The following is a 26,259-nucleotide window of genomic DNA, read 5'->3' on the forward strand; positions in this document are numbered from 1 at the left end:
GCCATGACCTCTCTTTCCGACCGCATCGCCGCCGCCCGCCGCGCCGCCCCGGCCGACGGTCCGACCCCGCCCCAGGACCCCGCGACCGGGTCGGGCGAGCACCGCGCCGACGTCCCGACCGATGCCCGTGCCGCCGGCTCCGGGACCGTCGACACGGTGGTGATCGCCCCGCCCGCGGACGCCGCCCCGACCACGACGAACGCCCGCAAGAAGGCCGACGCCCCGGTCCGCCGTACGCTCGGCGGCTCGCAGACCGACCGGATCGAGGAGCTCAAGGGCAGCGTCCACGCCGAGCTGCTCCAGCAGCTGGGCCCCCACCTCTACGACTCCGAGATGGACCAGGACGAGCTCGACCAGCGGGTCCGCACGGTCCTGGCCGACGTCATCTCCTCGCAGGACCGGCCGCTGAGCAGCGGCGACCGGGCCCGGGTGACCCAGGAGATCAGCGACGACATCCTCGGGTACGGGCCGATCCAGCCGTTCCTGCGGGACCCCGACGTCTCCGAGGTCATGGTCAACGGCTACGACTCGATCTGGCTGGAGAAGAACGGCCGCCTCACGCCGGTCGACGCCCACTTCGTCGACGAGGCCCACCTGCGGCGGACCATCGACAAGATCGTCTCCAGGATCGGTCGCCGGGTCGACGAGTCGAGCCCGATGGTCGATGCCCGGCTCCCCGACGGCAGCCGCGTCAACGCCGTCGTCCCGCCGCTCGCGGTCGACGGCTCCGCGCTCACCATCCGCAAGTTCGCCACCGACCCCCTCACCGCCGAGGACCTCGTCAAGTTCGGCTCCCTCACGCCGCAGACCCGTGACTTCCTCGACGCCTGCGTGCGTGGCCGGCTGAACATCATCGTCTCGGGCAGCACCGGCGCCGGCAAGACGACCACCCTGAACGTGCTGTCGTCGTTCATCCCGGACGACGAGCGGATCGTCACCATCGAGGACGCCGCCGAGCTCCAGCTCAAGCAGGACCACGTCGTCCGCCTGGAGTCGCGGCCCGCGAACATCGAGGGCAAGGGCGCCATCTCGATCCGCGACCTGGTCAAGAACAGCCTGCGCATGCGACCCGACCGGGTCATCGTCGGCGAGGTCCGCGACGCCTCCGCCCTCGACATGCTCCAGGCGATGAACACCGGCCACGACGGCTCCATCTGCACCCTGCACTCCAACGGTCCGCGCGACACGCTCTCGCGCATGGAGACGATGGTGCTGATGGCCGGCATGGACCTGCCGGTGCGCGCCATCCGGGAGCAGGTCGCCTCCGCGGTGGACCTCATCGTCCACCAGACCCGGTTCAAGGACGGCTCGCGTCGGATCACCCACCTCACCGAGGTGGAGCGGATGGAGGGCGACGTCATCACGCTGCAGGACATCTTCGTCTTCGACAACACGGCGGGCTTCGACGCCGAGGGCCGGACGCTGGGCCGGCTGCGCGCGACCGGGCTGCGGCCGAAGTTCCTCGAGAAGATGGCCTACGCCAACGTCACGGTCGACCCGATGCTGTTCGTGACGGACCGGATCTGATGCGCCGCCTGGTCGTCCTGCTGCTCGCCCTGGGCGCGGCGCTGCTCGCCGTCCTGGCGCCCACCGCCGCGTCCGCCGCGGACGGGTCGGTCGCGCACGTCGAGACCACCGAGGAGGGCCTCCAGGTCCTCGTCTCCGTCCCCGCCGGTGCCGACGTCGACCTGGACGGGGTGACCGTCACGATCGCGGGCCGGGAGGCCCCGGCGACCGCCGTCCCCGCCGGGACGTCCACCGCCGTGCAGCGCACCGCGGTGCTGGCGATCGACACGAGCAACTCCATGCGCGGCGACCGGTTCGGGTCGGCGAAGATGGCGGCGCTCACCTTCGCCCGGACCCTGCCGGAGGACGTCGAGCTCGGCATCGTCACCTTCGACAGCGACGTCGAGGAGGCGCTCGCACCGACCACCGACCGCGGAGCGGCGCGCGACGTCATCCGCTCGCTCGAGCTGAGCCGCCGGACCAGGCTGTACGACGGCGTCCTCGCCGCGGTGGACATGGCCGGTGCCGAGGGCCAGCGCACGCTGCTGGTGCTCTCCGACGGCGCGGACACCTCCGGAACGCCGCTGGAGGAGGTCACCGCGGCGGTGGCCGACTCGGGCGTGCTGCTCGACGTGGTCGCGCTCGAGCAGCGCGAGGAGGCGCTCGCGTCGCTGGGTGAGCTGGCCGGCGCCGCCTCCGGACGGGTCGTGGAGGCGAGCCGCACGGCACTGGCCGAGACGTTCTCGGCCGAGGCCGACGCGCTGGCCCGCCAGGTCGCCGTGAGCACGTCGGTCCCCGACGGCGTCACCACCACCGAGGCCAGCGTCGAGGTCACGCTGCCCACCGGGGCCGGGCCGGTCGTCGCCCGCGCCTTCACCACCGTGCAGGACTCCGTCCCGTCCGCCCCGACCGCGGCTCCGGCCGTCGTCGACAACGCCGGCTGGGTGCCACCGGACTGGGTGATGTACGCCGGGGTCGGCACCCTCGGTCTCGGTCTGCTCGCGGGCGCCGTGCTGCTGGTGCCGGCACCCGCCGGCCGCCCGGACCCGCTCGAGCGGCTCGCCGAGTACACCGCACGCAGCAAGGCCGGCGGCGCGCCCGCCGGCCCTAAGGTCGACACCGACCAGGCGCTCACCCATGCCAAGGACGCCGCGGCGAACGTGTTGCGACGCAACAAGTCCGTCGACGCCCGGATCACCCACCGTCTCGAGGCTGCCGGCAGCGAGCTGAAGTCCGCGGAGTGGCTGCTCGTGCACGCGGCGATCCTCGTCGCCGCCGGTCTGGTCGGGCTGCTGCTGGGTGGCGGCAACCTCGTCATCGGCCTGCTCTTCACCGCGCTGGGCGCGGTCGGGCCGTGGGTCTACCTCGGACTGCGGCGGTCGCGGAGGCGCAAGAAGTTCAACGCGCTCCTCCCGGACACCCTGCAGCTCATGTCCGGCTCGCTCGCCGCCGGACTGTCCCTCGCCCAGTCGGTCGACACCATCGTCCGGGAGGGCAGCGACCCCGTCTCCACCGAGTTCAAGCGCGTGCTCGTCGAGACCCGGCTCGGCATCCCCCTGGAGGACGCCCTCGAGGGCGTCGCCGAGCGGTTCGACTCCAAGGACTTCGAGTGGGTCGTCATGGCGATCAAGATCCAGCGCCAGGTCGGCGGCAACCTCGGCGAGCTGCTCGACACGGTCGGTGCGACCATGCGTGAGCGGGAGTACCTGCGCCGCCAGGTCGCGGCGCTCGCCGCCGAGGGGAAGCTGTCCGCATGGGTCCTCGGCGGGCTGCCGCCGCTGTTCATGCTGTACCTCTTCTTCACGCAGCGCGACTACGTCATCGTGATGTTCACCGAGCCGCTGGGCATACTGATGCTCATCGGCGCGGGGGTCATCCTCAGCGTGGGCGTGTTCTGGATGAGCAAGCTGGTCAAGGTGGAGGTGTGAGATGACGCTGCTGTTGATCCTCGGCGTCGTCCTCGTCGTCGTCGCCCTCGTCCTCCTCGCGACCGCGCTGGCGCCGGCCGAGTCGGCCACCTCCGGGGTCGCCCGCTCGCTCGCGGCGATCCAGGCGATCTCGATCGCGCCGAAGGAGCTCCGCGACGAGCTCGACCGCCCGTTCGCCGAGCGGGTGCTCGAGCCGCTCCAGGCCCGGGCGCTGAAGGTGGGACGTCGCCTGACCGGGGCCGACTCCGCCGAGCGCATCCGCCGGAAGCTCGACTTCGCGGGCAACCCGCGGGACTGGTCGGTCGACCGGGTGGTCTCCGGCAAGGTCATCGGCGCCCTGGCGCTGGCCGCCGTCGGGCTGGCATTCAGCCTGCTGCTCGGCGTGGGCCTGCCCATGAAGATCCTGATGGTGGCCGGCGGCCTGGTCGCGGGATTCTTCGCCCCGGACCTGTACCTGTACCAGAAGACCTACGACCGCACCGAGCGCATGCAGCGCGAGCTGGCCGACGCGATCGACCTGATGACGATCAGCGTGGAGTCCGGCCTCGGCTTCGACGCCGCGCTGCAGCAGGTGGCACGAAACACCGAGGGCCCGTTGGCCGAGGAGTTCTCCCGGGTACTGAGGGAGATGCAGATCGGGCAGGGCCGTGCCGCCGCGCTGCGCGCGCTGGGCGACCGCACGAACGTCGACGACCTCAAGGGTTTCGTGGGCGCCATGGTGCAGGCCGACTCCTTCGGCATCCCCATCGGCCAGGTGCTGCGGGTGCAGTCCGGCGAGATGCGGGTCAAACGGCGGCAGCGCGCCGAGCACAAGGCCCAGCAGGTGCCGGTGAAGATCACCGTCCCGCTGATCTTCTGCATCCTGCCCTGCCTCTTCATCGCGGTCATGGGACCAGCCGTGATCTCCATCATGGAGAACATGGGGTGACCATTCCGGACCTGCCGTTCGCACGCCTCACCCTGGCGGCGCGCGGCTTCGTCCTGCTCGCCCTCCTCGTCCCGGTCGTCGTCACCCGCGACGTCACCCTGCTGCTGGCCCTGCTGGCCATCGGCTCGACCTGGGCCGTGGTCCAGCTCGCGGAGTTCCGGCCGAGCGTCTCGACGTTCGTCGCCACCACCTTCGACGCGGTCGTCGTCGGCCTGGCCTGCGGCCTGACCTCCCAGGACGTTCTCGTTATCCTCGCCGCCCTGGCCGTCCCGCCCTTCACCGCCGGCCTGCACCGGGGCATCCACGGCGTGGTCCTGGCCATGTCGGCGCAGCTGGTCACCTTCGTCGGTGTGTCCGTCTTCGCCTACGAGGGGCTGCACGCCGACCAGGCGATCGGCATGTTCACCTGGAGCATCACCGGCCTCGGCCTCGGCTTCATCGCCACCTTCCTGCACTCGGCGATCGAGCGGTCCGCGGACCCGCTCGCCCCCTACCACTACGCCCAGACGCTGCTGCGGCAGCTGATCGACCTCTCCGGGGGCTTGAGCTCCGGGCTCGACCCGGCGGCCCTCGGCGGCGCCATCGTCAGCACCGTACGCGACGAGCTGCCGACCACGGCCCTGGTGCTGTACGTGCCCCGGGGCCCGGAGCTGACCCCCCTGGTGGAGAAGAACCTCGAGGTCGCCGACGGCTCCGACTGCGAGGGGATCGCCCGCCAGGCGTGGGCCAACCGGGAGCCGGTCGTCGCCGGAGGGGCCTTCGCCATCCCGCTCGACGACGCCGCCGTCGTCGCGGGCATCCTCTCCGACCGCCTCGACCCCGCGCGGCTGGACCTGTCCAGCAGGATCCTCGAGCTCCAGCGGCGGCTGGCGCCGAGTGCGGTCCACCTCGACACCGCCCTGCTGTTCTCCTCCTTCCGCGACGCCGCCACCGCCGACGAGCGTCGCCGGCTGGCGCGCGAGATGCATGACGGCGTGGCCCAGGACATCGCCTCCCTCGGCTACCTCGTCGACGCCCTCGCCGCCCAGCCGTCCTCGCCCGAGCAGGCCGAGCGGATCGGCATGCTGCGCGACCGCGTGTCCGAGGTCGTGGGCGAGGTCCGGCAGTCGGTGCTGACCCTGCGCACCAGCATCGGCGAGAGCCCGAGCCTCGGTGCCGCGATCAGCTCCGTCGCGCGGAACCTCAGCGAGGTGTCGGGGGTGCCGATCCAGGTCACGCTCGAGGAGCACACCACGCGGCTGCGCCCGGAGGTGGAGGCGGAGCTGTTCCGGATCACCCAGGAGGCGATGAACAACGCGATCAAGCACGCGCAGGCGTCGGTCATCGACGTGCACTGCCGGGTGCACGCCCCGCGGGCGATCATCACGGTCTCCGACGACGGGCGGGGGATGCAGGCTCCCCGGAGCGACTCGCACGGGCTGAAGATCATGCACGAGCGCGCCACGCTCATCGGTGGCAGGCTGGCCATCGACCCCTCCCCCGACGGCGGCCTCATGGTCACCGTGGCGGTGGGTACCGACCTCCCGTCCGGGGTCGACCTGGAACCCGAGAAGGTGAAGGCATGAGCGATCGACACACCCGCGTCCTCCTGGTCGACGACCACCAGCTGATCCGCGACGGGCTCTCCGGAGTCCTCGACATGGAGCAGGACATGTCCATCGTCGGCGTGGCCGCCACGGTCGCCGAGGCGCTGCGCAAGTACGACGAGCTCTCCCCCGACGTCGTCGTCACCGACCTGCAGCTGCAGGACGGCACCGGCCTCGACATCGTCCGCGCCGTCCGCAAGACCTCCGACACCACCGGCCTGATCGTGCTGACCATGCACTCCGGGGACGACCAGATCTTCGCCGCCATGCAGGCCGGCGCCTCCGGCTTCGTCGGCAAGGACGCCCCGTCGAGCGAGGTCGTCAAGGCCGCCCGGCACGCCGCGGTCTCGCCCCGCTCCTTCATCTGCACCGGGCTGGTGGGCGCGATGATGCGGCGGCAGGCCACGGAGTCCACCAAGCTCTCCGACCGCGAGCACGAGGTGCTCCTGCTCCTCGCCGACGGCCTCGGCGCCGCGCAGATCGGCGAGAAGCTCTACCTCAGCGAGTCGACCGCCAAGTCGCACATCGCGAAGATCTACCAGAAGCTCGGCGCCGCGAACCGGGCGCAGGCCCTGGTCACCGCCATGCGGATCGGGCTGCTCTCGAGCGTCAAGCCCGCCGACTCCTGACGGGCCGACGCCCACCTGGGTCACGACTGCCGCCGGGACGGGGTAGTCCGAACGGGCTATGCAGGTCGACACGGGATTCCGGCCCGGTAAAGGCGTGACTGCGGGAAGATTTTCCTTGTGAGGTTCTTCGGCCTCACGCCGGAGAACCACCCCCGTCACGTCCTCAAGGAGAACCAATCATGGTCGACTACCTGCGCACCCTGCTCAACGCCCGCCTCGCCCAGATGGAGGAGCGCGGCGCCTCCGCCGTCGAGTACGGCCTGCTCATCGCCGGCATCGCCGCCCTCATCGTCGTCGCCGTCTTCGCCCTCGGCCCGGTCGTCAAGGAGGCGTTCACCGAGACCTGCACGACGGTCGCTGCCAAGACGTCCGGCCCGTCTACCTGCTCCTCCTGATTCCACCTGTCGAAGGCCCCGGGATACCCCGGGGCCTTCGTCATCCCCGCACATGAAAAGCCACGGCGAGCCGGGCAAGCGAGCTGGGATGGCTGGCGAACAAGAGACCGGAGACCGTCGGCGGGGACACGTCGGCGAGCGATCGTGTCGCCAGCTGGACCTGCATGCTGACGAACGAGTCCGCCTCGCCGCTGGCCTCGAGCGCCTCCACGTCCGCCCGCGTCTCGACCTGCCGGCTGATCCCGTTCTGCACAGGCAGCGCCAGGAACGACGCCACCGCGACGAGCGCCAGCGCGGCCGGCACCACGGCCGCCCGATCGGCCCCCGGGAAGCCCCGACGCGCCAGCCCGCCGGCGCAGAGCCCCAGGGCCCCGACGGCGACCAGCGCCCCCACCGCGCCGAGCGCGGTGCCGACCAGGACGTCGTCGTTCGCGGCGTGGGCCAGCTCGTGCGCCACGACGGAGAGCACCTGGTCGGTCGGCACGTCCTCGACCAGGGTGTCGTAGAGGACGACCCGGTGCGTCGAGCCGAAGCCCGAGACGTAGGCGTTGAGCGTCGACGTGCGACGTGACGCGTCGGCGACCAGCACCTGCTCGACCTCGACGCCCATCTCGTCGGCAAGCTCGATGACGCCGTCCTTGAGGGGCCCGTCCGCCAGCGGGGTGAAGTCGTGGAAGGCCGGCTCGACCACGACGGGGTAGACGAACGAGCCCAGCACCACCAGCACCGCCAGCGCTCCCCCGACCACCGCGGGCCACACCCGCGGCAGGCGCCGGGCCAGCCCGACGACGACCAGCAGCACGAGCGACATCACGACGATGCCGAGCAGCTCGCTGCGCACCAGGTCCGCCGCGAAGCCGGCCCACGACCGGGTCGAGAGGCCGTGGTCGCGCCGATGGTCCTCCAGGGCGAGGGCGAACGGCAGGGTGACCAGTCGTCGGGTGAGCTCGACGGCCACGACGAGCACGACGACCTGGACCCACCACGGTCCCGGCGCACGCTCCGCCCAGGCCCGGCCGCGGCGGCTGAAGCCGAGCCAGCACGCCACCGCGATCGAGACCGCGAGCGACGACCAGCTCCACAGCCGGGCCCACCGCGAGTACTCCTCCGCGCGGGCCAGGTGGTCGGCGGTGAAGTAGTCCTCAGCGCGCACCGGCTCGACCGGCCCACCGGGCACCGGGTCCCACGGCACCAGCCACCAGGCCAGCGCGACGAGGAGGAGGCCGCCGCCGACCACCATCACCCAGGCGGTACGGCGGGCGGCGGGTGTCACGCCGCCAAGTCTGACAGGCGCTGCCGCCACGCCTCCACGAGCTGGGCCTCGGTCCATCCGGCGACCGCTCGGAGGGCGTCGTCGACGCCGCGCCGCTCCGCGAGCCGGTAGAACCGCACGAGGCCGCCCTCCCCGACCCGGTCGGCGAGGACGACGGTGGCGAGCCAGGCGGCCTCGTAGGCCGCGCCCAGGTGCGCGTCGCCGGTGTCGAACTCCGCCGGACCTGGCAGAGCCGTCGGGAGGCCGTCCTCGCGGACCTGCTCGACCACCTGGCCGGCCGTGGTCGAGAGCGGCAGGTCGACGCCCGCGAGGGCGACGTAGTCGGCGAACCCCTCGAGCAGCCACAGCGGCAGGTCGCTCAGCGGCGCACGCGTGGCCACGTGGGTGGCCTCGTGGCTGATCACCACCTGGGCACCCTGCGGGCGCAGCGAGCCGAGGACGTCGGGGTTGACGTAGACGTGCAGCGGCGCGTCCGGCGCCACGGAGCCGTCCGGCGCGGCAGTGACGGCGGCGATGGCTGCGTACTGCTCCTGCTCGGCGCCCAGCGACCGGTCGAGCGCCCCTCCGCTGGACGGGACCTCGACGACGAGGCTCGGGCTCCAGTCCTCGAGGACGTCGCGGACGACCGGCACCGCGGCCCGGGCCCGAGCGGCCACCGCGTCGAGGTCCGCGTCGGGGTCCCCCAGCACGAGCACGCCGGGCGAGCGGCGCACGCCGACGGGGCCGTCGAGCCACAACGGGGTCCGGCCCGAGCCGCCGCCGATGTCGACGACGTCGGCCTCCGTGCCGTCGGCGGCCAGCCGGACCTCGACCTCGGTGCTGGCCGGCCGCTCGTCGAAGCCCTCGAACCGCCAGGTCGCCTCGACGGCGACCAGTGCCCCGTCCTCCGTGGGCGCGACGTCGTCGACGTACCGGAGCGAGAAGTCGGCCACCTCCAGCCGGTCGGCGTTGCGGACCACCGCCTCCAGCAGCTCCTCGTCGCCCAGGTCGCCGACCGCCGCCACGTCGCGGTCCGTCACGGCGTCCTCCAGCCGCTCGAGGGCGCTGGTGACCGACGCGCGCCCGAGGGCCTCCGGGCCCCTGCCACCGGGCGTGGCGACGTATGCGTCGTCACGCCCGACGTACCAGCCGACGAGAGCCACCGCAGCCAGCGTGAACGCCACGAGGCCGGCCACCCAGCGACGTGGGTGGCCGGCCTCGCGGGCCGTGCTGGGCTCAGCCAGGGCGCACCGCGCCGACGTACGGCATCGAGTGGAGGCCGGCGACGTTGACCCCCGTGCCGGGGTTGGCGGCGTGGGCGATCATCCCGTTGCCGATGTACATGCCCACGTGGCTGATCGGGCTGTAGTAGAAGACCAGGTCGCCGGGCTGGAGGTCGCTCTCGGAGACGCGGGCGCCGGAGGCGAACTGGGCGCTGGAGGAGTGCGGCAGTGCGACGCCGGCCTGCGCCCAGGCCATCATCGTGAGGCCGGAGCAGTCGAAGGCGTTCGGGCCGGCGGCGCCGTAGACGTAGGCGTCGCCGACCTGCGCCATCGCGTAGGCGACGGCGGCGGCGGCCCGTCCGGAGGCGGGCACGTCGGCGGGCGCCGGGTCGCGGGTGGTGGAGCGCGAGACGAGCGCCTGGCGCTCCTCCTCCTCAAGCCGGCCGAGGAGGGACTCGGCCTCTCGCAGCTTCGCCTCGATCGTGGCCTTCTCGTCGGCGAGCTGCTGCTCGACGTCGGCCACCTCGTCGGCGCGCTGCTCGGTGGCCCGGCGCCGGATGTCGAGGGCCTTCAGCTCGGTGGTGTAGTCGCCGAACATCTGGTTCTGCAGGTCGTCGAAGGCGGACATGGTCGAGAGCTCGGCGAGGAAGCCCTGGGGGTCCTCGGAGACGAGGACCTGGCCGACCGCGGAGAGGCTCTGGCCCTGGTACTGGCGGACGACGGAGCGCTCGACCTGCTCGCGCACGGCTTCGAGGCGGTCGTCCTGGCGGTCCTCGTCGGCCGCCAGCGAACGCAGGTCCCGGTTGAGCTCACGCAGCTCGATCCGCGCGTCGTTGTAGCGCTCGGAGGCCTGCTCGGCCTGGTGGTAGAGCCGCTCGACGCGTGCCTGGACGTCGTCGATGTCCGGCTCGGCCTGGGCGGGTCCGGAGGGGCCGAGGCCGATGGCGCCGACGAGGGTGAGCCCGGTGAGGGTGGTGACGATGCGCTTGCGGCCGTTGAGCACGGGCGGGCGGTCTCCTCGTGTGTCGTACGCCTACCGGGTGAGCTGACGGGTTCGGGCACGACAGGCCCTACGCCCGCTCCCCGCCGCACTGCGACGTCTCGCGGGTGATTCACCCCAGTGGCGCCGCGGGCGGCGCCGGTGGTTCCCCGGCTCCCGGCCCACCGAGGCGGGTCGGAACTCGACGCGACGCCCGCGCGAACCGGGTGGTCCACTGCGACGAGCGCCTGAGGCAGCAGGTTAGTCGTCGCCCGGGCCGGCGGCCAAACTTCTCCGGTTCGTCCCCGGAGATCTCGGGCACACCGCCCCGCCCTGTGCCCGGCGACCGGCTCAGGCGGACTCCGCGTCGTAGCCGTCCACCGGTCGCACGAGGCGCAGCGGCGGCACCAGGCCGCTCCCGGCCAGCACGTCCAGCGCCCGCCGCTCGTCGTCGTCGAAGGTCAGCTCGGGCGGGGGTCCGAGCAGCACCGTCACCACGCAGTCGTGGCAGGCCAGCCCGCGGACCACGCAGGTGTCGCAGTCGATCCGTGTCGTCATGTCGAAGACCATCACAGAGCGCACCGACAACGGCTTGAATGGACCGGATCTGCTTCCCGTCGGAATCGTGAGCCATGCGCCATCTCTCCTCCCTGCAGCGCCTCGCCGTCCAGGGCGGCGTGCTCTTCGGGATCTGCTTCGGCATCTTCGCGATGACGACCGCCGCAGACACCTCTCACGACGTCCGGGGCGCTCATGTCCAGGCGTGGCGCATCGGGCTGACCGGGGATCCGTCGCTCGACGACGTCGATCCGGCACTGCTGACCGCGGGCTTCCAGGAACGGTTCTCGACGCCCGAGGAGTGGCTCGTGGAGCAGCCCGACGGCGACCTGGTCGTCGGCCGCTCGCCCGGGGTGGTCGCTGCGGCGGTGCCGGCGTACACGGTCTACTCCTGGGTGTCGGACGATCCGGTGATGAGCCACCTGCCGGCGCGGCTCACCGCGGCGGCACTGGCAGCCGGTGCCGTCGCGATGCTGTTCCTCGCGTTGTCGACCGTGGTGTCCCGGGGCGCGGCACTGGCAGGGTCCTCCGTCTTCGCCTTCGCCACACCCGTCTGGTCGGTGGCCGCCGACGGCATGTGGACCCACACGGTCACGATCGTCGGCATCGCCGGGATGGCGTACGCCGCCGCACGCGACAGGTGGGTGCTCGCCGGGCTCTTCGGCGCGGTCGCCATCTGGGGCCGGGCGCACTGCGCCCTGATCGTCGCGGCCCTGGGGCTGGTCGTCGCGGCGCGACGCAGGTCGTGGCGGGTCTGCCTGGAGGTGGGAGGCACCAGTGCCGTCGGTGTCGTCCTCGCCAGCACGTGGAGTCACTGGCTCTACGGGACGTGGCGCCCGAGCGGTCCCTACGACGTCGCTGCGTACGCGGAGAACTCGTCCGAGACGGTCGGCGGGCTCGCCGGAGCACTGGTCAACCACCTCGGGATGTGGGTCTCCCCCGACCGCGGCCTGTTCGTCTGGACGCCGGTCGCGCTCCTCGCCGTGCTCGCGATCGGCCGGAGCCGGCGCACCCTGCCCGACTGGTCCGTCGCGCTCCTCGCCGGTGGCCTCGTGTACACCGTGGTCCAGGCCCAGGTGAGCCCCTACATGGGCGGCGACGGGTTCTACGGCTACCGGCACGGTCTGGAGGTGCTCACCGCCTCCGTCCCGGCCGCGACCGTCGCCCTCCGGTCTGCTCGGGCCCCACGCGCGCTACTGGTCGCTCTGTGCGCCGCCCAGGCGTGTGTCATCGCCCTGGGCGCGGTGTCGGAGGGCTTCACGGCCAACGAGCCGTGGCAGACCAACAGCGCCTGGCGGGCGCTGAACGCGGCGCCGACCCTGTGGCTTGTCCTGGCGCTCGCCGTCGGCAACGCCGTGCTCCTCAGCCGGCTGCTGGCCAGCCCACGGGCGCGCGGCCTCAGTGCAGCAGCGCCGCGAGCGCAGTGACCGAGGCGCCACGCGCGCCGGCTCGGGTGACGTCGCTCAGCACCGCCTGGTCCCCCGTGACCACGACCACCACCCGGCCGGCCGGCTCGGCCGCGACGAGGTCGCGGATCACGTCGTCGGCGATTACGCCCTCCGGGCTGAAGTAGACCCGGACGCCCCGCGGAGCCCCGACCGCCGGCCGCGTCGCCGCGTTCGCCGCGTCGAAGACCACCGTCGTGTCCGCCCCGGTCCTCGCCACCAGCGGCGCCAACCCGTTGACGAGCCGGATCCGCTGGGCCTCGAGCGGCGAGCCGGGCCACACCGCTTTGCTGACGTTGTAGCCGTCGACGATCAGGCGGGCACGGGGCATGGCGAGGTACTGCTCCAGCAGCCCCGCCGACGCTCCGGTGAGCGCTCGGCCGCCGCCCTCGCTGCCTGCCGAGAGCTCGGCCTCCACCCGGTCCCCGGGTGCGCCGGTGACGGACGGCAGCGCCAGCTCGCGCCGCAGGCCTGCCGCCGCGTCGATGACCGTCTCCAGCAGCACCCGGGCACGCACCGTCGCCTCGTCCCGGTCCGCGCGCGCCGCACGCCGCCCGGCCGAGACGTCCGCCTCGAGCTCGGCCACCCGGGCCCGGAGCCGGCGCACCTCCTTGTCGAGGCTCGCCGCCGCGGCCTCGGCGTCCCGCCGCAGGGCGTCGGCCTTCTCGGCGGCCTCCCCCACCGCGGCCCGCGCCGCCTTCTCCCCTGCCCGCGCCTCCCCCAGGCGACGACGGAGCGTGGCGTTCTCCGCCTTCAGCTCGTCGACCTGGGCACGGTGGAGCGCCCGCTGCTCACGCGCAGCACGCTCCGCGCCGGTGAGCCGGTCCCGGAGCTGCTCCACCTCGGAGGCGACCCGCTTCGGGTCGGGCTCCGCGAGCCCGGCGAGGAGCTCGCCCAGCTCGCCCTCACCACCCTCGGGACGGGCGAGCCAGAGCAGCACAGCGCGCTCCACCGGGGCCTCGGTCGACGGCAGGCGTGCGGCGACCTGGGCTCCCACGCGGGCCCGCAGGTCGTCGTCGGCCAGGGCCGCCCCGATCGCCGACGCCCCGAGCTTGGCCCGGCGCGCGGGCGCGAAGGACGCGACCCGCCGCAGCGCCGGCGGCAGCTGCCCGAGCGCGGGGAGCACGTCGGCAGCGGCCGTCAGCACGCGGGCGCGCACGGGCTCGGGGAGCTCGGGGAGCGCCGGGAACGCGGGCGCGGCCACGGTCACCTCCGGGACGGTTGCTGGACGACGTCCACGAGCCTATGCCGCGCGGAAGGCGGCACGTGCCGCGCGTCGCCGCCGGACTGTCGGCGCTCGCACGTACCTTCCGCCCCATGAGCAGCACGGCCCCCGCCGCGACGTCCCGTTGGGAGTCGCAACGCACCTTCGACCAGCTGGGGCGCCCGCTGCGGGAGACCACCTTCACCGTCGTCGACCTGGAGACGACCGGCGGCTCGGCCGCCGGCGGCTCGATGATCACCGAGATCGGCGCCGTCAAGGTCCGCGGCGGCGAGGTGCTGGGCGAGTTCCAGACGCTGGTCAACCCGCACCAGGCGATCCCGCCGTTCATCGCGGTGCTGACCGGCATCAGCAACGCGATGGTGGCCGACGCGCCGTCGATCGACTCCGCCCTGCCCGCCTTCCTGGAGTTCGCGGCGGGCACGGTCCTGGTCGCCCACAACGCGCCGTTCGACGTCGGTTTCCTCCGCCACTTCTGCGAGCAGCAGCAGCGCGCCTGGCCGGCCTTCGAGGTGCTGGACACGGCGAAGCTGGCGCGCCGGGTGATCACCCGGGACGACGCGCCCAACTGCAAGCTCGCCTCGCTCGCCCGGGCGTTCGGGTCGACGACCACACCCAACCACCGGGCGCTCTCCGACGCCCGCGCGACCGTCGACGTCCTGCACGGGCTCATGGAGCGGCTGGGGGGTCTCGGGGTGCACACCCTGGAGGAGCTGCAGACCTTCTCCGGCCGGGTCACCACCGCCCAACGCCGCAAGCGCCACCTCGCCGAGGGGCTCCCCCATGCACCCGGGGTCTACCTCTTCCGGGACGAGCAGCAGCGCGTCCTCTACGTCGGCACCTCGAAGGACCTGCGCACCCGCGTCCGCACCTACTTCACCGCCTCCGAGACCCGGTCCCGGATGGGCGAGATGGTCAACCTCGCCAGCGCGGTCACCGGCATCGAGTGCGCGACGGCGCTCGAGGCCGAGGTCCGCGAGCTCCGGCTGATCGCCGAGCACAAGCCGAAGTACAACCGTCGCTCGCGCTTCCCGGAGAAGACCACCTTCGTCAAGCTCACCCGCGAGCACTGGCCGCGGCTCTCCCTCGTCCCGCGCGTCCTCGACGACGAGGCCGACTACCTCGGCCCGTTCTCGTCGCGGAAGGTGGCGGAGAAGTGCCTCGCCGCGCTGCACGAGACGTTCCCCGTGCGACAGTGCTCCGACCGGTTCGGCCGGACGCCGTCCCGCGCCGCCTGCGTGCTGGCCGAGCTCGGTCGCTGCCTGGCCCCGTGCGACGGCAGCGTGGACCACGACGCGTACGCCGCCGTGGTCCACCAGCTGCGCGACTCGCTCCTGCGTCGGCCCGACCGGGTGGTGGAGCGGATCAACGCGCGGATGGAGGCGCTGGCCGACGACGAGCGGTTCGAGGAGGCGGGGGTCCACCGCGACCGGCTGGCCGCCTTCATCCGCGCCGCCAGCCGGACCCAACGCCTGTCGGCCCTCACCCGCTGCCCCGAGGTGGTCGCCGCCCGGCGCCAGGACGACGGCCGCTGGGCCGTCCACGTCGTGCGTCACGGGCGGCTGGCCGCGGCGGGCGTGATCCCGCCCGGCGCCGACGCGCACGGGTACGTCGCCTCGCTCCGCGCCGCGGCGGAGACGGTCGGCGGCGGCCCAGGACCCGTCCCAGCCGCCTCCGCCGAGGAGACCGAGCGGATCCTTCGGTGGCTGGAGTCGGAGGGCGTCCGCCTCGTCGACGTCGACGGCGAGTGGAGCTGCCCGCTCAACGGCGCGACCCGGCACCTCGCGGTCCACGACGCGGTCGCCCGGTCGCGCCAGGAGCTCGTCCCCTTCGACGACCGACGCGCCCTCGCGCCGGCGCACCAGCCGACCCGCTGAGATCGCGCTCGCCTGCCGGTTAAGGTCAGCCGCATGATCACCGCCATCGTCTTCGTCAAGGCCGACGTCGCCCGCATCCCCGAGGTGGCCGAGGCGATCGCCGCCCTCGACGGCGTGAGCGAGGTCTACTCGGTGACCGGCCAGATCGACCTGATCGCCCTGGTGCGGGTGCGCGACCACGACGACGTCGCAGGCGTCGTTGCCGACCGGCTGAACAAGGTCGCCGGCGTCACCGCGACCGAGACCCACATCGCCTTCCGCGCCTACTCGAAGCACGACCTGGAGTCGGCGTTCTCCCTCGGTCTTGACTGACGACCGGCGCGGAGGTCCCTTCCCGTGGTGACCCGCCTCGTGCGCTGGTGGGTCCCCTGGGCGATCGTCCTCGTCCTGCTCGCCGCCGTCGCCCGCACGGCGGCCCGGCCCATCATCAACGCCGACACCTACTTCCACCTCCGCTTCGGCCGCGAGTTCATCGAGCGCTGGTCCCTCCGCGACCCGGGGAGCATCACGCCGTACGCCACCGAGGACTGGGTGCCGACCCAGTGGCTCCCGCAGGTGGTCATGGCGTGGGCGTCCGAGACGTTCGGGCTCTGGGCCGTGGCATGGCTGGCCGGAGCCGTGGCGATCGTGTTCGCCGTCGCGGTGTACCTGGTCTCCCGGATGCGAGCCGATGCCCCGCCGGCCGCCGCGGTCACCGCGCTCACCGTGCTGGCGTCGTGGCCGTTCCTGTCCGGACGGCCCCAGGTCCTGAGCTACCTCTTCGTCGTCGTCTCGGTGGGTCTGTGGACCCGGGCCCGGGAGAGCGGGCGACCCCCGTGGCTCCTGGTGCCCCTCGTCTGGCTCTGGGCCATGTGCCACGGCATGTGGCCGGTCGGGCTGGTGCTCGGCTGCGCCTTCGTCGTCGGCCTGGCCCTCGAGCGGACGCCGATCCGGCAGCTCCGCGGTCACCTGGTCGTCGTGGGGCTGGCGGCCGTGGTCCCGGCCGCCACCCCCGTGGGGCCCCGGGTCTACGGCGCCGTGACGGCGGTGGGCGAGCGCAGCCACTACTTCTCGGAGTGGGGTCCGACCGACTTCACGTCCATCAGCGGCTTGGCGGTCGTCGCCCTGCTCGCCCCGGCGTTCCTCGTCATGCTCCGCCACGGCCCGAACCGGTGGACCGACGTGCTGCTGCTCGGCCTGGCCACCGGCTGGGCGCTCTACTCGCTCCGTACGGTGCCCGTCGGAGCCGCCATGGGGGCCCCGGTCGCGGCAGCCGCGCTGCAACGGCTCATCGGCCCACCGGCCGCGCCCCGGATCGTCGACCGCGCCGTGGTCGCCGGTGGGGCACTCGCATCTCTCGGCCTCCTCGCCGCCCTGACGACGACCCAGCCGATGGCGCCGACCCAGCCGGCCTGGGTGGATCCCGCGCTGTCGCAGCTCCCAGCGGGGACGCCCGTCCTCAGCGACTGGGTCACGGGCGGTTACCTCATGTGGCGCTATCCGCACCTCGACCTCGTGACGCACGGGTATGCGGACACCTTCACGCTGGAGGAGCTCGAGCGGAACAGCGACATCCGGGACGTCGAGCCCGGGTGGGACGACCTGGTCAGGCAGACCGGCGCGCGGCACGCACTGCTGCCCCCGGACGCTCCCCTCGCCTACGCCCTCGTGGAGCAGACCGGGTGGCACGTCGTCCACTCATCCGAAGAGATCCGGCTTCTGGTCGCGCCCGAGGACTGGACCGGCGCCCCTACCCTTCTCCGGTGACCTGGTTGGAGGAGCACTGGCTCGACATCGTCGGCTGGGGCGGGAGCGCGCTGCTCGTCTACTCGCTGCTGCAGGCTCGCCTGCTCCGGTTCCGCACCCTCAACCTGGCGGCGTGCGTGGTGCTTGTCGTCTTCAACGCGCTGATCGCGGTGTGGCCGATGGTGGCCATGAACGCCGTGCTGTGCGTCATCAACCTCTACTGGATCGTGCGGCTGCTCCGTGAGCGCCACGACGATGCGGTGTTCGAGGTGGTCGAGGTGCGGCCGGAGGACGCCTACTTCCGGCACGTGCTCCGCACGCACGCCGAGGACATCCGCCGGTTCCAGCCGGACGCCGAGCCCGCGCCGGCCCCTGGTCAGCACGCGTTCGTCGTCCTCAAGGGCGACGAGACCGTCGGTGTGGTCGTCCTCCGGGTCGAGGGCGAGACGGCCCACGTCCAGCTCGACTACGTGACCCCGCGCTACCGCGACTTCGCCCCCGGCGAGTTCGTCTGGCGCCGCAGCGGCGTCCTGCGCGACCTCGGGATCCGCCGGGTCGTCACCTCCCCGCACATGGTCGGCGCCTACTACGAGCACGTCGGCTTCCGGCGCGACGGCCGGCAGTTCGTGCTGGAGCTGTAGGGCGACTCCAGCCAGCTCAGGCGGCGGTGGCGGCGACCCACCGCTCGAGCGTGTCCGCAGCAGCGCCCGAGTCGACGGCCTCCGCGGCACGCGCGATGCCGGCGGCGAGCGAGGCGGACACCGGCTCGGCCGGCGAGCCGTGCACCGCGAGGGCGGCGCCCGCGTTCAGGAGCACGGCGTCCCGCACCGGCCCCCGGTCGCCGGCCAGCAGCCGCCGCACGACCTCGGCGTTGTACGCCGGCTCGCCGCCGCGCAGGTCCTCCGCGGTCGCCGGCGCCAGGTCGTACGCCGTGGGGTCGACCGTCTCGACGGCGACCTGGCCGCCGTGGACCCGCCACAGCCGCGAGGTCGTCGTGGTGGTGAGCTCGTCGAGCCCGTCGTCGCCGCGGAAGACCCACGCGTCGACGCCCCGGGCCGCGAAGACCCCGGCCATGACGGGGGCGACCCGTGGGTCGGCGCAGCCGATCGCCTGGGCGGCCGGGCGCGAGGGGTTGGTGAGCGGGCCGAGGAAGTTGAACGACGTACCGATGCCGAGCTCGCGCCGCGGCACCGCCGCGTGCCGCATCGCCGGGTGGAACGCCGCCGAGAAGCAGAAGGTGATCCCCGCCTCGACCGCGACCTCGGCGACCCGCTCGACCGGCAGGTCGAGCCGGATGCCGAGCGCCTCGAGCACGTCGGCGGAGCCGGACTTCGACGAGGCGGAGCGGTTGCCGTGCTTGACGACGCGCGCGCCCGCGCCGGCGGCCACGATCGCCGCCATGGTGGAGATGTTCACCGAGAACGAGCGGTCACCGCCGGTGCCGACGACGTCCAGCAGCCGCCCGGGCACCGAGATCGGGTTGGCGCGCTCCAGCATCGCCTCGGCGAGCCCGGAGATCTCCGCGGTCGTCTCGCCCTTCGCCCGGAGGGCGACGGCGAAGCCGGCGATCTGGGCGGGCGTCGCCTCCCCGGCGAGCACCTCGCCCATCGCCCAGGCGGCCTGCTCGGCGCCGAGGTCCTCCCCCGCGACGAGCGCGCCGAGGACCTCCGCCCAGCTCGACACCTCAGGCGGAGGCGGGGACCCGCGAGCGCAGCAGCGCCACCACGGTCTCCGCGAGCTGGATCGGGTCGAGCGGGTGCGGCACCGCCGCCTCCGCCCGCGACCAGGTCGCGAGCCAGGCGTCCTGGGGGCGCCCGGTGAGCACCAGCACCGGCGGGCACTCGTAGATCTCGTCCTTGAGCTGCTTGGCGATGCCCAACCCGCCGGCGGGCACGGCCTCGCCGTCGAGGATCGCCAGGTCGATGTGGCCGGCGTCCATGTTCTGGATGACGACCGGCTCGGTGGCCACCTCGACGTACTCCAGCTCGGGCAGGTCCGGGTGCGGCCGGCGGCCGAGCGCCAGGATCACCTGCTGGCGGGTGTTCACGTCGTCGCTGTAGACGAGCACCTTGAGCGGAGCGGTCTTCGAGTCGGTCACCCGGGGATCGTACGACGCGGCGCCGTCCCCCGCGCATGACCCACGTCACGGCGGCGTCGACACCGCCGGCTCGCACGCTCGGCGACCGGCTCACCGGCTCCTGGCTAGGTTCTCCGCGTGGACGCCCAGACCTTCGTCAACCTCGGGTTCGTCCTGCTCTTCGTGATCGTCGGCGGTCTCTTCGCCGGCACCGAGATCGCGCTCGTCTCGCTCCGAGCCAGCCAGGTGAACCAGCTGGAGCAGCGCGGCGGTCGCGGCGCCCGCGTCGCCTCGATCGCCCGGGACCCCAACCGGTTCCTCGCGGCCGTGCAGATCGGTGTCACCGTCGCCGGCTTCTTCTCCGCGGCGTACGGCGGGTCCACCCTCGCCCCGGACGTGGCGCCGTACCTCGTCGACGTGGGGCTTCCCGAGGCCGCAGCCGACACCGGCGCCCTCGTGGCGATGACGCTGCTCATCGCGTACCTCTCCCTGGTCCTCGGCGAGCTGGTGCCCAAGCGGATCGGCCTCCAGCGCTCGGCGCAGGTCGCGCTGGCCGTGGGCCCCCCGCTGGACCGCTTCGCCAGCCTGATGCGGCCGGTGATCTGGCTGCTGTCGAAGTCCACCGACGGCGTGGTCCGGCTGCTCGGCGGCGATCCCTCCGCGACGGGCGACGAGCTGTCCGAGGAGGAGCTGCGCGACATCGTGAGCACCCACGAGTCCCTGGACGCGCAGGAGCGCGGCCTCCTCGGCGCGGTCTTCGCAGCCTCGCGGACCAACGTCCGGGAGGCGATGCGTCCGCGCGGCGAGGTCGCCTTCATCGACGGTGACCTCACCCTCGCCGAGGCGGCCCAGCGCATCCACGACCTCCCGTGGTCGCGCTACCCGGTGACCGGCGAGAGCTTCGACGACGTCACCGGCTTCCTCCACGTCCGCGACCTGCTCGGCTCCGTCCACGACCACGACACCCGCGTGCGCGACGTGCAGCGCGAGGTGCTGGTGGTGCCGTCGACCAACATGGTCCTCCCGACCGTGTCGACGATGCGCCGCTCGGGCGTCCACCTCGCCGTCGTCGTCGACGAGTACGGCGGCACCGACGGGATCGTGACGCTGGAGGACCTGGTCGAGGAGATCGTCGGCGACATCCGCGACGAGTACGACGCCCCGGCGACCGACGACGAGGACCGCGAGGGCCCCGTCGAGGTCGACGGCGGGCTGACGATCGAGGAGTTCGCCGGCCGCACCGGCGTCTCCTTGACCGACGGCGACTACGAGACCGTCGCCGGCTTCGTCGTCGCGCGCCTCGGCCGGATCGCCGAGGTCGGGGACCACGTGGACGTCGAGGCCGTCCGGTTGCAGGTCATCGAGGTCGACGGGCGCCGGATCGCCCGGCTGCTCGTGGCGCCCCACGGCGAGGCGGGGAAGCCGGACGGAGCCGGGGTCAGCGACCGACCGGACCGGTGAGGTCGGTCTCGGCTCGGGCTTCCCGGCGCTCCTCCCGGTCCAGCCGCCGGTCCTCGCGGCGGGCCTCCTGCATCGACGAGCGCACCCACTGGGCGAAGAGCACGGCGAAGAACGCGAGCCCGATCAGGTCGCCCGAGGCCCAGAGGATCCCGCCGGCGAGGTGCTGGTCGTCCGCGGCGGACGGCAGCCAGGAGGCCATCGGCCCCTCCCGCAGCTCCCGGTAGTGCTCGCCGCCGATCAGCTCGTCCTGCCCCATGATCGTGACGCCCAGGAACGCGTGGAACGGCAGGGTCAGCACCGTCGCCAGCACCCGGAACGGGTAGCCGACCCGGCCCGGGACGGGGTCGATGCCCATCAGCGGCCAGAAGAAGAGCGCGCCGACCAGCACCAGGTGGAGGTGCATCATCTCGTGCACGTACGCCGAGGCCAGCGAGGCGTCGTACCAGGACGAGAAGTAGAGCGCCCACGGCGAGACGACGTAGAGGGCGAAGGCCAGGGGTGGGAAGGACAGCACCCGGGCCACCCGTGAGTGGAGCACCGCGAGCAGCCAACGCCGCGGTGTGGCGGGCAGCGTCCGCAGGGCGAGCGTCACCGGCGCGCCGAGGGCGAGCGCGAGCGGGACCAGCATCGACAGCACCATGTGCTGGACCATGTGCACGCTGATCAGGGTGGTGTCGTACGCCGCGAGCCCGGACGCGGTGGCGAGGTAGAAGGAGCCCATGCCGACGCCGACGAAGGCGACCGTGCGACCGAGCGGCCAGCGGTCGCCCCGGGCCCGCAGCCGGCGCACCCCCAGCAGGTAGAGCCCCGCAGCCCAGACGGTCAGCACCGTCGGGACGGGCGCCAGCGACCACTGCGAGAAGAACGCCGTGACGGAGGGTTCCGGCAGCGGCGCCGCGGCGGTCAGGACGGGGAGGAACGCGGCGCCGGGCACGGTGTGAAGTTTATGACCCGTGCCCACGAGGGGGCGAAGGTGCCCTCGCGGGCGGGCCGGGACATAATGGCGCCGTGGCGACCACAGCAACCATCCCTGCCTCCCGCCTGCACGGGCACCACGACCGTCCCAGCATGGTCAGCGTGGGGACCATCATCTGGCTGGCCAGCGAGCTGATGTTCTTCGCGGCCCTCTTCGGGGCCTACTTCACGATCCGGGCCGTGAGCCCGGATCTGTGGGCGCAGGACACCACCGTCCTCGACGTGCCGTTCGCCTCGGTCAACACCACGATCCTGGTGCTCAGCTCGCTGACCTGCCAGCTCGGCGTCTTCGCCGCCGAGCGGGGCCAGGTCGGCCGCCGCGGCGGCATCCTCGACGTGCGGGGCTGGGGTCTGCGGGAGTGGTTCTTCCTCACCTACGTGATGGGCGCGATCTTCATCGCCGGCCAGGCCGTGGAGTACGCCAACCTCGTGCAGGAGGGCATCACGATGCAGTCCTCCGCCTACGGCTCGATGTTCTACCTGACGACCGGGTTCCACGGGATCCACGTCACGGGCGGGCTGATCGCCTTCCTGTTCGTGCTCGGACGCACCTACCTGGCGCGGAAGTTCACCCACGAGCAGGCCGTCAGCGCCATCGTCGTCTCCTACTACTGGCACTTCGTCGACGTGGTGTGGATCGGCCTGTTCGCCACCATCTACCTCATCAAGTAGCCCTCCAGCACCGCCCGCCCGCGCCCACCCGCAAGGACCCCGAGGATCACAACGTGCGTCTCCTGAACCGTTCCGCAGGTCGACTCTCCCGGCATCGCCGGGGCCCGCTCGCGGGTGTCGTCCTGCTGCTGCTCGGCCTGGTGCTCACCGGAACCATGTACGCCGCGTTCGCGCCCGCCCAGGCCGGCTCTGCCGAGAGCGACGCCGAGCAGATCGCGAAGGGCCGTGAGCTCTTCCTGGTCGGCTGCGCCTACTGCCACGGGCAGAACGGTGAGGGCATCCAGACCGTCCGTGAGGACACCCAGTTCGGCCCGCCGCTGGTCGGCGTCGGCGCCGCCGCGGTCGACTTCCAGGTCGGCACCGGCCGGATGCCGATGGTCCAGCCCGGCCAGCAGGCCGAGGACAAGCCGCGGGTCTACGACGACGAGGAGATCGAGGCGCTCTCGGCTTACGTCGCCTCGCTCGGCCCCGGTCCGGCCATTCCGGAGCCCGACGACTACTCCATCGCCGACCTCACCGAGGAGGAGCAGGAGGACGCGATCGTCCGCGGTGGCCAGATCTTCCTCACCAACTGCACCGCCTGCCACAACTTCAACGGCTCCGGCGGCGCCATGCCGAACGGCGGCTACGCGCCCGCGCTGCACGAGACGGACCCGAAGTACATCTACGAGGCCATGCTCACCGGCCCCCAGCAGATGCCGAACTTCTCCAACGGCAACCTCGCGCCCGACGAGAAGCGCGACGTTATCAACTACCTGCTCTCCTTGCGCGAGCAGCCCGAGTACGGCGGCTTCGCGCTCGGTGGCCTCGGCCCCGTGAGCGAGGGCCTGTTCGCCTGGCTGGTCGGCATCGGCAGCCTCGTGGGCTTCGCGGTCTGGATCGCGGCCCACACCACGCGCTCGACGAAGAAGAAGGGAACCGCGGCGTGACCGACGCCCGCGACCACGAGTCGCACGACAACGACCCGCACGGGGCAGCGGGGGCCCAGGTCCCCGAGACCACTGCCGGCGCGTCCGGCACGGTCGACCAACCGGCCGACCCCATCGCGAACCCGGGCCTCCCGGAGCACCAGTGGCGCCCCACGGACGTCGACCCGGCGATGGAGAAGCGCGCCGAGCGGCAGGTGGCCTCGATGTTCGGCCTCTCCGCGCTCTGCGTGGTGCTCTTCGTCATCGCGTACTTCACGCTGGACATCGGCGACAACCACGACACGGTGCTCGGCTTCGGCGCCTCGACCGTCGCCCTCGGCACCACCCTCGGCCTGGCCCTGCTCCTCATCGGCGTCGGCATCATCCACTGGGCGCGCAAGCTCATGGCCGACCACGAGCTGGTCGAGATGCGCCACCCGGCGAAGTCCTCCGACGACGACCGGGAGGCCACCCTCGCCGCGCTCAACGCGGGCCTCGAGGAGTCCGGCATCTCGCGGCGCCCTCTGGTCCGCAACTCCCTGCTCGGCGCCATCGGCCTCCTCGGTGTCCCCGCTGTCGTGATGCTGCGCGACCTCGGCCCGCTGCCGGGCGACGTCTACGACGACGAGGAGTACCCCGGCGCCGGTCTCGAGCGCACGGTCTGGACCCGGGGCATGCGCGTGGTGCGCGACGTCATCGGCACCCCGATCCGCGCCGCCGACCTGGAGATCGGCGACCTGGTCAACGCCGTCCCCGAGATCATGTTCGCCACCGACGAGGAGGGCGAGCACGTCCTGGAGGGCGTCGAGCTCAACGTCGCGAAGTCGAAGGCGGCCGTCATCGTCGTCCGCATGGACCCCGCGGACTACACCGCGGGGCCCGGACGCGACAACTGGGCCGTCGACGGCGTCGTCTGCTACTCCAAGATCTGCACCCACGTGGGTTGCCCGATCTCCCTGTACGAGCGCACCACCCACCACGTGCTGTGCCCGTGCCACCAGTCCACCTTCGACCTCGCGGACTCCGCCCGCGTCGTCTTCGGACCTGCCGCCCGGCCCCTCCCCCAGCTCCCGCTGGAAGTGGACGAGGAGGGGTTCCTGGTCGCCCAGAGCGACTTCCTCGAGCCGGTCGGTCCTAGCTACTGGGAGCGTGACGGCGAATGAGCCTCGACACCAGCAAGGTCGCCACGACCAACGCGACGACCGCTGCCACCGCGAAGAAGCCGGGCCGCGCCGGCGTGGTCGCCAACTGGGCCGACGAGCGCCTGGGCCTGGGCACCGCCATGAAGAAGAACCTTCGCAAGGTCTTCCCCGACCACTGGTCGTTCATGCTCGGTGAGATCGCGCTGTGGAGCTTCGTGGTGCTCCTCCTCTCGGGCGTCTTCCTCACGCTGTGGTTCAACCCCAGCATGGGCGAGATCACCTACGAGGGCTCCTACGACCAGCTGCGCGGCGTCCACATGTCGGAGTCGATGGCCTCGACGCTGGACATCTCCTTCGACGTCCGCGGTGGTCTGCTCATGCGGCAGATGCACCACTGGGCCGCGATGCTCTTCATCGCCTCGATGATGATCCACCTGCTGCGGGTCTACTTCACCGGTGCGCACCGCAAGCCCCGCGAGCTGAACTGGGTGATCGGCTGCCTGCTGCTGCTGCTCGGCACGCTCGAGGGCTTCACCGGCTACTCGCTCCCCGACGACCTGCTCTCGGGCACCGGCATCCGGGCCGCGGACGGCTTCATGAAGTCCATCCCGGTCGTGGGCACCTACATGTCGTTCTTCCTCTTCGGCGGCGAGTTCCCGGGTGACTCCATCATCCCGCGCCTCTACACCGTGCACGTGCTGCTGATCCCGGGCCTGCTGCTGGCGCTGATCGCCGCGCACATGCTGCTGCTCGTCTACCACAAGCACACCCAGTGGCCTGGTCCCGGCCGCACCGAGCAGAACGTCGTGGGCTTCCCGATGCTGCCGGTGTACGCCGCCAAGGCCGGCGGGTTCTTCTTCGTGGTCTTCGGCGTCACCGCCCTCATGGGTGGCCTGCTGACCATCAACCCGGTGTGGAAGTACGGCCCGTACGACCCGACCAAGGTGACCGCCGGCTCCCAGCCGGACTGGTACATGGGGTGGCCGGACGGCGCGCTGCGGATCATGCCGGGCTGGGAGTCGGAGATCTGGGGCACGACCTGGTCGTGGAACGTCTTCCTCCCGATCATCGTGCTCCCCGGGCTGATGTTCACGATCCTGCTCCTCCTGCCGTTCCTGGAGGCCTGGATCACCGGTGACAAGCGCGAGCACCACCTGCTCCAGCGCCCGCGCAACGCTCCGACGCGCACCGCGGTGATGGTCGCGCTGATGACCTTCTACGGCCTGATGTGGGCTGCCGGCGGCAACGACATCATCGCCATCCGGCTCAACAGCGACATCAACAACATCACCTACTTCATGCGTGCCGCGGTCTTCATCGGCCCGGTGCTGGCCTTCCTCATCACCCGTCGCTGGTGCATCTCGCTGCAGCGCCAGGACAACGAGAAGCTGCTGCACGGCTACGAGACCGGTGTGATCATGCGCTCCCCCGACGGCGCCTACAGCGAGCGGCACGCGCCGCTCGCCCCGGAGGCGGCGTACACGCTCACCGCACGGGACCGCGACGAGATCGCGGGCCTCGAGCCGGCCCGGGCGACGGACGCCAACGGCGTCCCGGCACCGGACAGCCGGAGCCAGGCGCTGCGGGCCCGGCTCGGACGGCTCTGGATCGCAGACAACGTCCAGAAGCCGACGCGCGAGGAGCTCGAGGAGGCACACCACCACCCCGAGCACGCCGACCACGCCGAGCTCGAGGGGATCACCGCCGACGGCGGCGGCCACGCCGAGATCGACGACCGACCGGCTCACTGAGCCACTGCTCAGCGAGCCAC

24 protein-coding genes and 1 riboswitch are annotated in these 26,259 nt (G+C 72.5%); of the genes, 16 read left to right on the forward strand and 8 right to left on the reverse strand.

All coding sequences use genetic code 11. The features are described 5' to 3' along the window. Positions 1 to 3 precede the first annotated feature (3 nt). From ACSMHG_RS09235 to ACSMHG_RS09260, 6 genes are all read left to right on the forward strand, one after another. Positions 4 to 1,527: a TadA family conjugal transfer-associated ATPase gene (locus ACSMHG_RS09235; protein ID WP_435743981.1), complete on the forward strand. Its 1,524-nt coding sequence runs from the start codon at positions 4 to 6 to the stop codon at positions 1,525 to 1,527. Then, positions 1,527 to 3,434, forward strand: coding sequence for a type II secretion system F family protein (locus tag ACSMHG_RS09240; protein ID WP_435743983.1), 1,908 nt, complete (start codon positions 1,527 to 1,529; stop codon positions 3,432 to 3,434). Before ACSMHG_RS09235 ends, ACSMHG_RS09240 begins: the two co-directional genes overlap by 1 nt. 1 nt (position 3,435) lies before the next feature. Then, complete coding sequence (locus tag ACSMHG_RS09245) at positions 3,436 to 4,362, forward strand: type II secretion system F family protein (RefSeq protein WP_435743986.1); 927 nt, start codon at positions 3,436 to 3,438, stop codon at positions 4,360 to 4,362. Next, positions 4,359 to 5,927 (forward strand): sensor histidine kinase, encoded by a 1,569-nt coding sequence (locus ACSMHG_RS09250; protein WP_435743989.1) that lies wholly within the window; start codon positions 4,359 to 4,361, stop codon positions 5,925 to 5,927. Before ACSMHG_RS09245 ends, ACSMHG_RS09250 begins: the two co-directional genes overlap by 4 nt. Beyond that, positions 5,924 to 6,577 (forward strand): response regulator, encoded by a 654-nt coding sequence (locus ACSMHG_RS09255; protein ID WP_435743991.1) that lies wholly within the window; start codon positions 5,924 to 5,926, stop codon positions 6,575 to 6,577. Before ACSMHG_RS09250 ends, ACSMHG_RS09255 begins: the two co-directional genes overlap by 4 nt. Positions 6,578 to 6,756: 179 nt before the next feature. Beyond that, positions 6,757 to 6,972 (forward strand): Flp family type IVb pilin, encoded by a 216-nt coding sequence (locus tag ACSMHG_RS09260; RefSeq protein ID WP_435743993.1) that lies wholly within the window; start codon positions 6,757 to 6,759, stop codon positions 6,970 to 6,972. A gap of 40 nt (positions 6,973 to 7,012) precedes the next feature. On the opposite strand, the gene ACSMHG_RS09265 is transcribed toward ACSMHG_RS09260, so the two are convergent. The 4 genes from ACSMHG_RS09265 to ACSMHG_RS09280 form a co-directional block, all read right to left on the reverse strand. Then, positions 7,013 to 8,245: a M48 family metalloprotease gene (locus ACSMHG_RS09265; protein ID WP_435743995.1), complete on the reverse strand. Its 1,233-nt coding sequence runs from the start codon at positions 8,243 to 8,245 to the stop codon at positions 7,013 to 7,015. Beyond that, the gene (locus tag ACSMHG_RS09270; RefSeq protein ID WP_435743998.1) at positions 8,242 to 9,420 is read right to left on the reverse strand and encodes a hypothetical protein; all 1,179 of its coding nucleotides are present in this window, start codon (positions 9,418 to 9,420) and stop codon (positions 8,242 to 8,244) included. The genes ACSMHG_RS09265 and ACSMHG_RS09270 overlap by 4 nt, the downstream gene beginning before the upstream one ends. A gap of 40 nt (positions 9,421 to 9,460) precedes the next feature. Then, the gene (locus tag ACSMHG_RS09275; RefSeq protein ID WP_435744001.1) at positions 9,461 to 10,450 is read right to left on the reverse strand and encodes a C40 family peptidase; all 990 of its coding nucleotides are present in this window, start codon (positions 10,448 to 10,450) and stop codon (positions 9,461 to 9,463) included. 12 nt (positions 10,451 to 10,462) lie between these two features. After that, a riboswitch (cyclic di-AMP (ydaO/yuaA leader) is annotated at positions 10,463 to 10,629 on the reverse strand. Between the two features lie 148 nt (positions 10,630 to 10,777). Further along, the gene (locus tag ACSMHG_RS09280) at positions 10,778 to 10,984 is read right to left on the reverse strand and encodes a hypothetical protein (protein WP_435744003.1); all 207 of its coding nucleotides are present in this window, start codon (positions 10,982 to 10,984) and stop codon (positions 10,778 to 10,780) included. 74 nt (positions 10,985 to 11,058) lie between these two features. On the opposite strand from ACSMHG_RS09280, the gene ACSMHG_RS09285 reads away from it, so the two are divergent. After that, positions 11,059 to 12,411 (forward strand): hypothetical protein, encoded by a 1,353-nt coding sequence (locus ACSMHG_RS09285; RefSeq protein WP_435744006.1) that lies wholly within the window; start codon positions 11,059 to 11,061, stop codon positions 12,409 to 12,411. Here ACSMHG_RS09285 and ACSMHG_RS09290 read toward each other — a convergent pair. Next, a complete protein-coding gene (locus ACSMHG_RS09290) occupies positions 12,383 to 13,639 on the reverse strand; it encodes an NYN domain-containing protein (protein ID WP_435744009.1) in 1,257 nt (418 codons plus the stop codon). The two genes, ACSMHG_RS09285 and ACSMHG_RS09290, sit on opposite strands and share 29 nt — an antisense overlap. A 107-nt stretch (positions 13,640 to 13,746) precedes the next feature. Between ACSMHG_RS09290 and ACSMHG_RS09295 the strand changes: the two genes are divergently transcribed. The 4 genes from ACSMHG_RS09295 to ACSMHG_RS09310 are packed head-to-tail and all read left to right on the forward strand — an operon-like array spanning position 13,747 to position 17,894. Beyond that, entirely contained in the window at positions 13,747 to 15,528 is a 1,782-nt protein-coding gene (locus ACSMHG_RS09295; RefSeq protein WP_435744011.1) for a DEDD exonuclease domain-containing protein, read from the forward strand. Between the two features lie 33 nt (positions 15,529 to 15,561). Beyond that, positions 15,562 to 15,840 carry an Lrp/AsnC family transcriptional regulator gene (locus ACSMHG_RS09300; RefSeq protein WP_435744013.1) on the forward strand — a complete coding sequence of 93 codons (279 nt, stop codon included), beginning with the start codon at positions 15,562 to 15,564 and terminating at the stop codon, positions 15,838 to 15,840. 27 nt (positions 15,841 to 15,867) lie between these two features. Then, the gene (locus ACSMHG_RS09305; protein WP_435744015.1) at positions 15,868 to 17,274 is read left to right on the forward strand and encodes a hypothetical protein; all 1,407 of its coding nucleotides are present in this window, start codon (positions 15,868 to 15,870) and stop codon (positions 17,272 to 17,274) included. Continuing rightward, positions 17,271 to 17,894 (forward strand): hypothetical protein, encoded by a 624-nt coding sequence (locus tag ACSMHG_RS09310; RefSeq protein WP_435744017.1) that lies wholly within the window; start codon positions 17,271 to 17,273, stop codon positions 17,892 to 17,894. Before ACSMHG_RS09305 ends, ACSMHG_RS09310 begins: the two co-directional genes overlap by 4 nt. Positions 17,895 to 17,910: 16 nt before the next feature. Here ACSMHG_RS09310 and trpD read toward each other — a convergent pair whose 3' ends face one another. Both trpD and ACSMHG_RS09320 read right to left on the reverse strand, forming a co-directional pair. Next, positions 17,911 to 18,936 (reverse strand): anthranilate phosphoribosyltransferase, encoded by a 1,026-nt coding sequence (trpD, locus tag ACSMHG_RS09315; protein WP_435744019.1) that lies wholly within the window; start codon positions 18,934 to 18,936, stop codon positions 17,911 to 17,913. Between the two features lies 1 nt (position 18,937). Next, positions 18,938 to 19,351, reverse strand: coding sequence for an Rv3143 family two-component system response regulator (locus ACSMHG_RS09320; protein WP_435744021.1), 414 nt, complete (start codon positions 19,349 to 19,351; stop codon positions 18,938 to 18,940). Positions 19,352 to 19,468: 117 nt separating this feature from the next. On the opposite strand from ACSMHG_RS09320, the gene ACSMHG_RS09325 reads away from it, so the two are divergent. Beyond that, entirely contained in the window at positions 19,469 to 20,791 is a 1,323-nt protein-coding gene (locus tag ACSMHG_RS09325; protein ID WP_435744023.1) for a hemolysin family protein, read from the forward strand. On the opposite strand, the gene ACSMHG_RS09330 is transcribed toward ACSMHG_RS09325, so the two are convergent. Next, positions 20,769 to 21,725, reverse strand: a complete 957-nt coding sequence (locus tag ACSMHG_RS09330; protein WP_435744026.1) for a cytochrome c oxidase assembly protein — start codon at positions 21,723 to 21,725, stop codon at positions 20,769 to 20,771. The two genes, ACSMHG_RS09325 and ACSMHG_RS09330, sit on opposite strands and share 23 nt — an antisense overlap. Before the next feature lie 74 nt (positions 21,726 to 21,799). On the opposite strand from ACSMHG_RS09330, the gene ctaE reads away from it, so the two are divergent. Genes ctaE through qcrB form a run of 4 tightly spaced genes read left to right on the forward strand, consistent with a single transcriptional unit; the run spans position 21,800 to position 26,239 of the window. Next, a complete protein-coding gene (gene ctaE, locus ACSMHG_RS09335) occupies positions 21,800 to 22,438 on the forward strand; it encodes an aa3-type cytochrome oxidase subunit III (RefSeq protein WP_435744028.1) in 639 nt (212 codons plus the stop codon). Between the two features lie 53 nt (positions 22,439 to 22,491). Further along, positions 22,492 to 23,367, forward strand: coding sequence for a cytochrome bc1 complex diheme cytochrome c subunit (gene qcrC, locus ACSMHG_RS09340; RefSeq protein WP_435744031.1), 876 nt, complete (start codon positions 22,492 to 22,494; stop codon positions 23,365 to 23,367). Further along, entirely contained in the window at positions 23,364 to 24,509 is a 1,146-nt protein-coding gene (gene qcrA / locus ACSMHG_RS09345; RefSeq protein WP_435744033.1) for a cytochrome bc1 complex Rieske iron-sulfur subunit, read from the forward strand. Before qcrC ends, qcrA begins: the two co-directional genes overlap by 4 nt. Further along, the gene (gene qcrB, locus ACSMHG_RS09350; RefSeq protein WP_435744035.1) at positions 24,506 to 26,239 is read left to right on the forward strand and encodes a cytochrome bc1 complex cytochrome b subunit; all 1,734 of its coding nucleotides are present in this window, start codon (positions 24,506 to 24,508) and stop codon (positions 26,237 to 26,239) included. Before qcrA ends, qcrB begins: the two co-directional genes overlap by 4 nt. Positions 26,240 to 26,259 lie beyond the last annotated feature (20 nt).

The sequence above is a fragment of the Nocardioides ureilyticus genome (assembly GCF_051280745.1).
Classification (GTDB): domain Bacteria; phylum Actinomycetota; class Actinomycetes; order Propionibacteriales; family Nocardioidaceae; genus Nocardioides.

Excerpts from the sequence above, each read along its gene's own strand:
- ACSMHG_RS09235 (WP_435743981.1), top strand. The coding sequence starts at position 4 with ATGACCTCTCTTTCCGACCGCATCGCCGCCGCCCGCCGCGCCGCCCCG.
- ACSMHG_RS09240 (WP_435743983.1), top strand. The coding sequence starts at position 1,527 with ATGCGCCGCCTGGTCGTCCTGCTGCTCGCCCTGGGCGCGGCGCTGCTC.
- ACSMHG_RS09245 (WP_435743986.1), top strand. The coding sequence starts at position 3,436 with ATGACGCTGCTGTTGATCCTCGGCGTCGTCCTCGTCGTCGTCGCCCTC.
- ACSMHG_RS09255 (WP_435743991.1), top strand. The coding sequence starts at position 5,924 with ATGAGCGATCGACACACCCGCGTCCTCCTGGTCGACGACCACCAGCTG.
- ACSMHG_RS09260 (WP_435743993.1), top strand. The coding sequence starts at position 6,757 with ATGGTCGACTACCTGCGCACCCTGCTCAACGCCCGCCTCGCCCAGATG.
- ACSMHG_RS09280 (WP_435744003.1), bottom strand. The coding sequence starts at position 10,984 with ATGACGACACGGATCGACTGCGACACCTGCGTGGTCCGCGGGCTGGCC.
- ACSMHG_RS09285 (WP_435744006.1), top strand. The coding sequence starts at position 11,059 with ATGCGCCATCTCTCCTCCCTGCAGCGCCTCGCCGTCCAGGGCGGCGTG.
- ACSMHG_RS09295 (WP_435744011.1), top strand. The coding sequence starts at position 13,747 with ATGAGCAGCACGGCCCCCGCCGCGACGTCCCGTTGGGAGTCGCAACGC.
- ACSMHG_RS09300 (WP_435744013.1), top strand. The coding sequence starts at position 15,562 with ATGATCACCGCCATCGTCTTCGTCAAGGCCGACGTCGCCCGCATCCCC.
- qcrB (WP_435744035.1), top strand. The coding sequence starts at position 24,506 with ATGAGCCTCGACACCAGCAAGGTCGCCACGACCAACGCGACGACCGCT.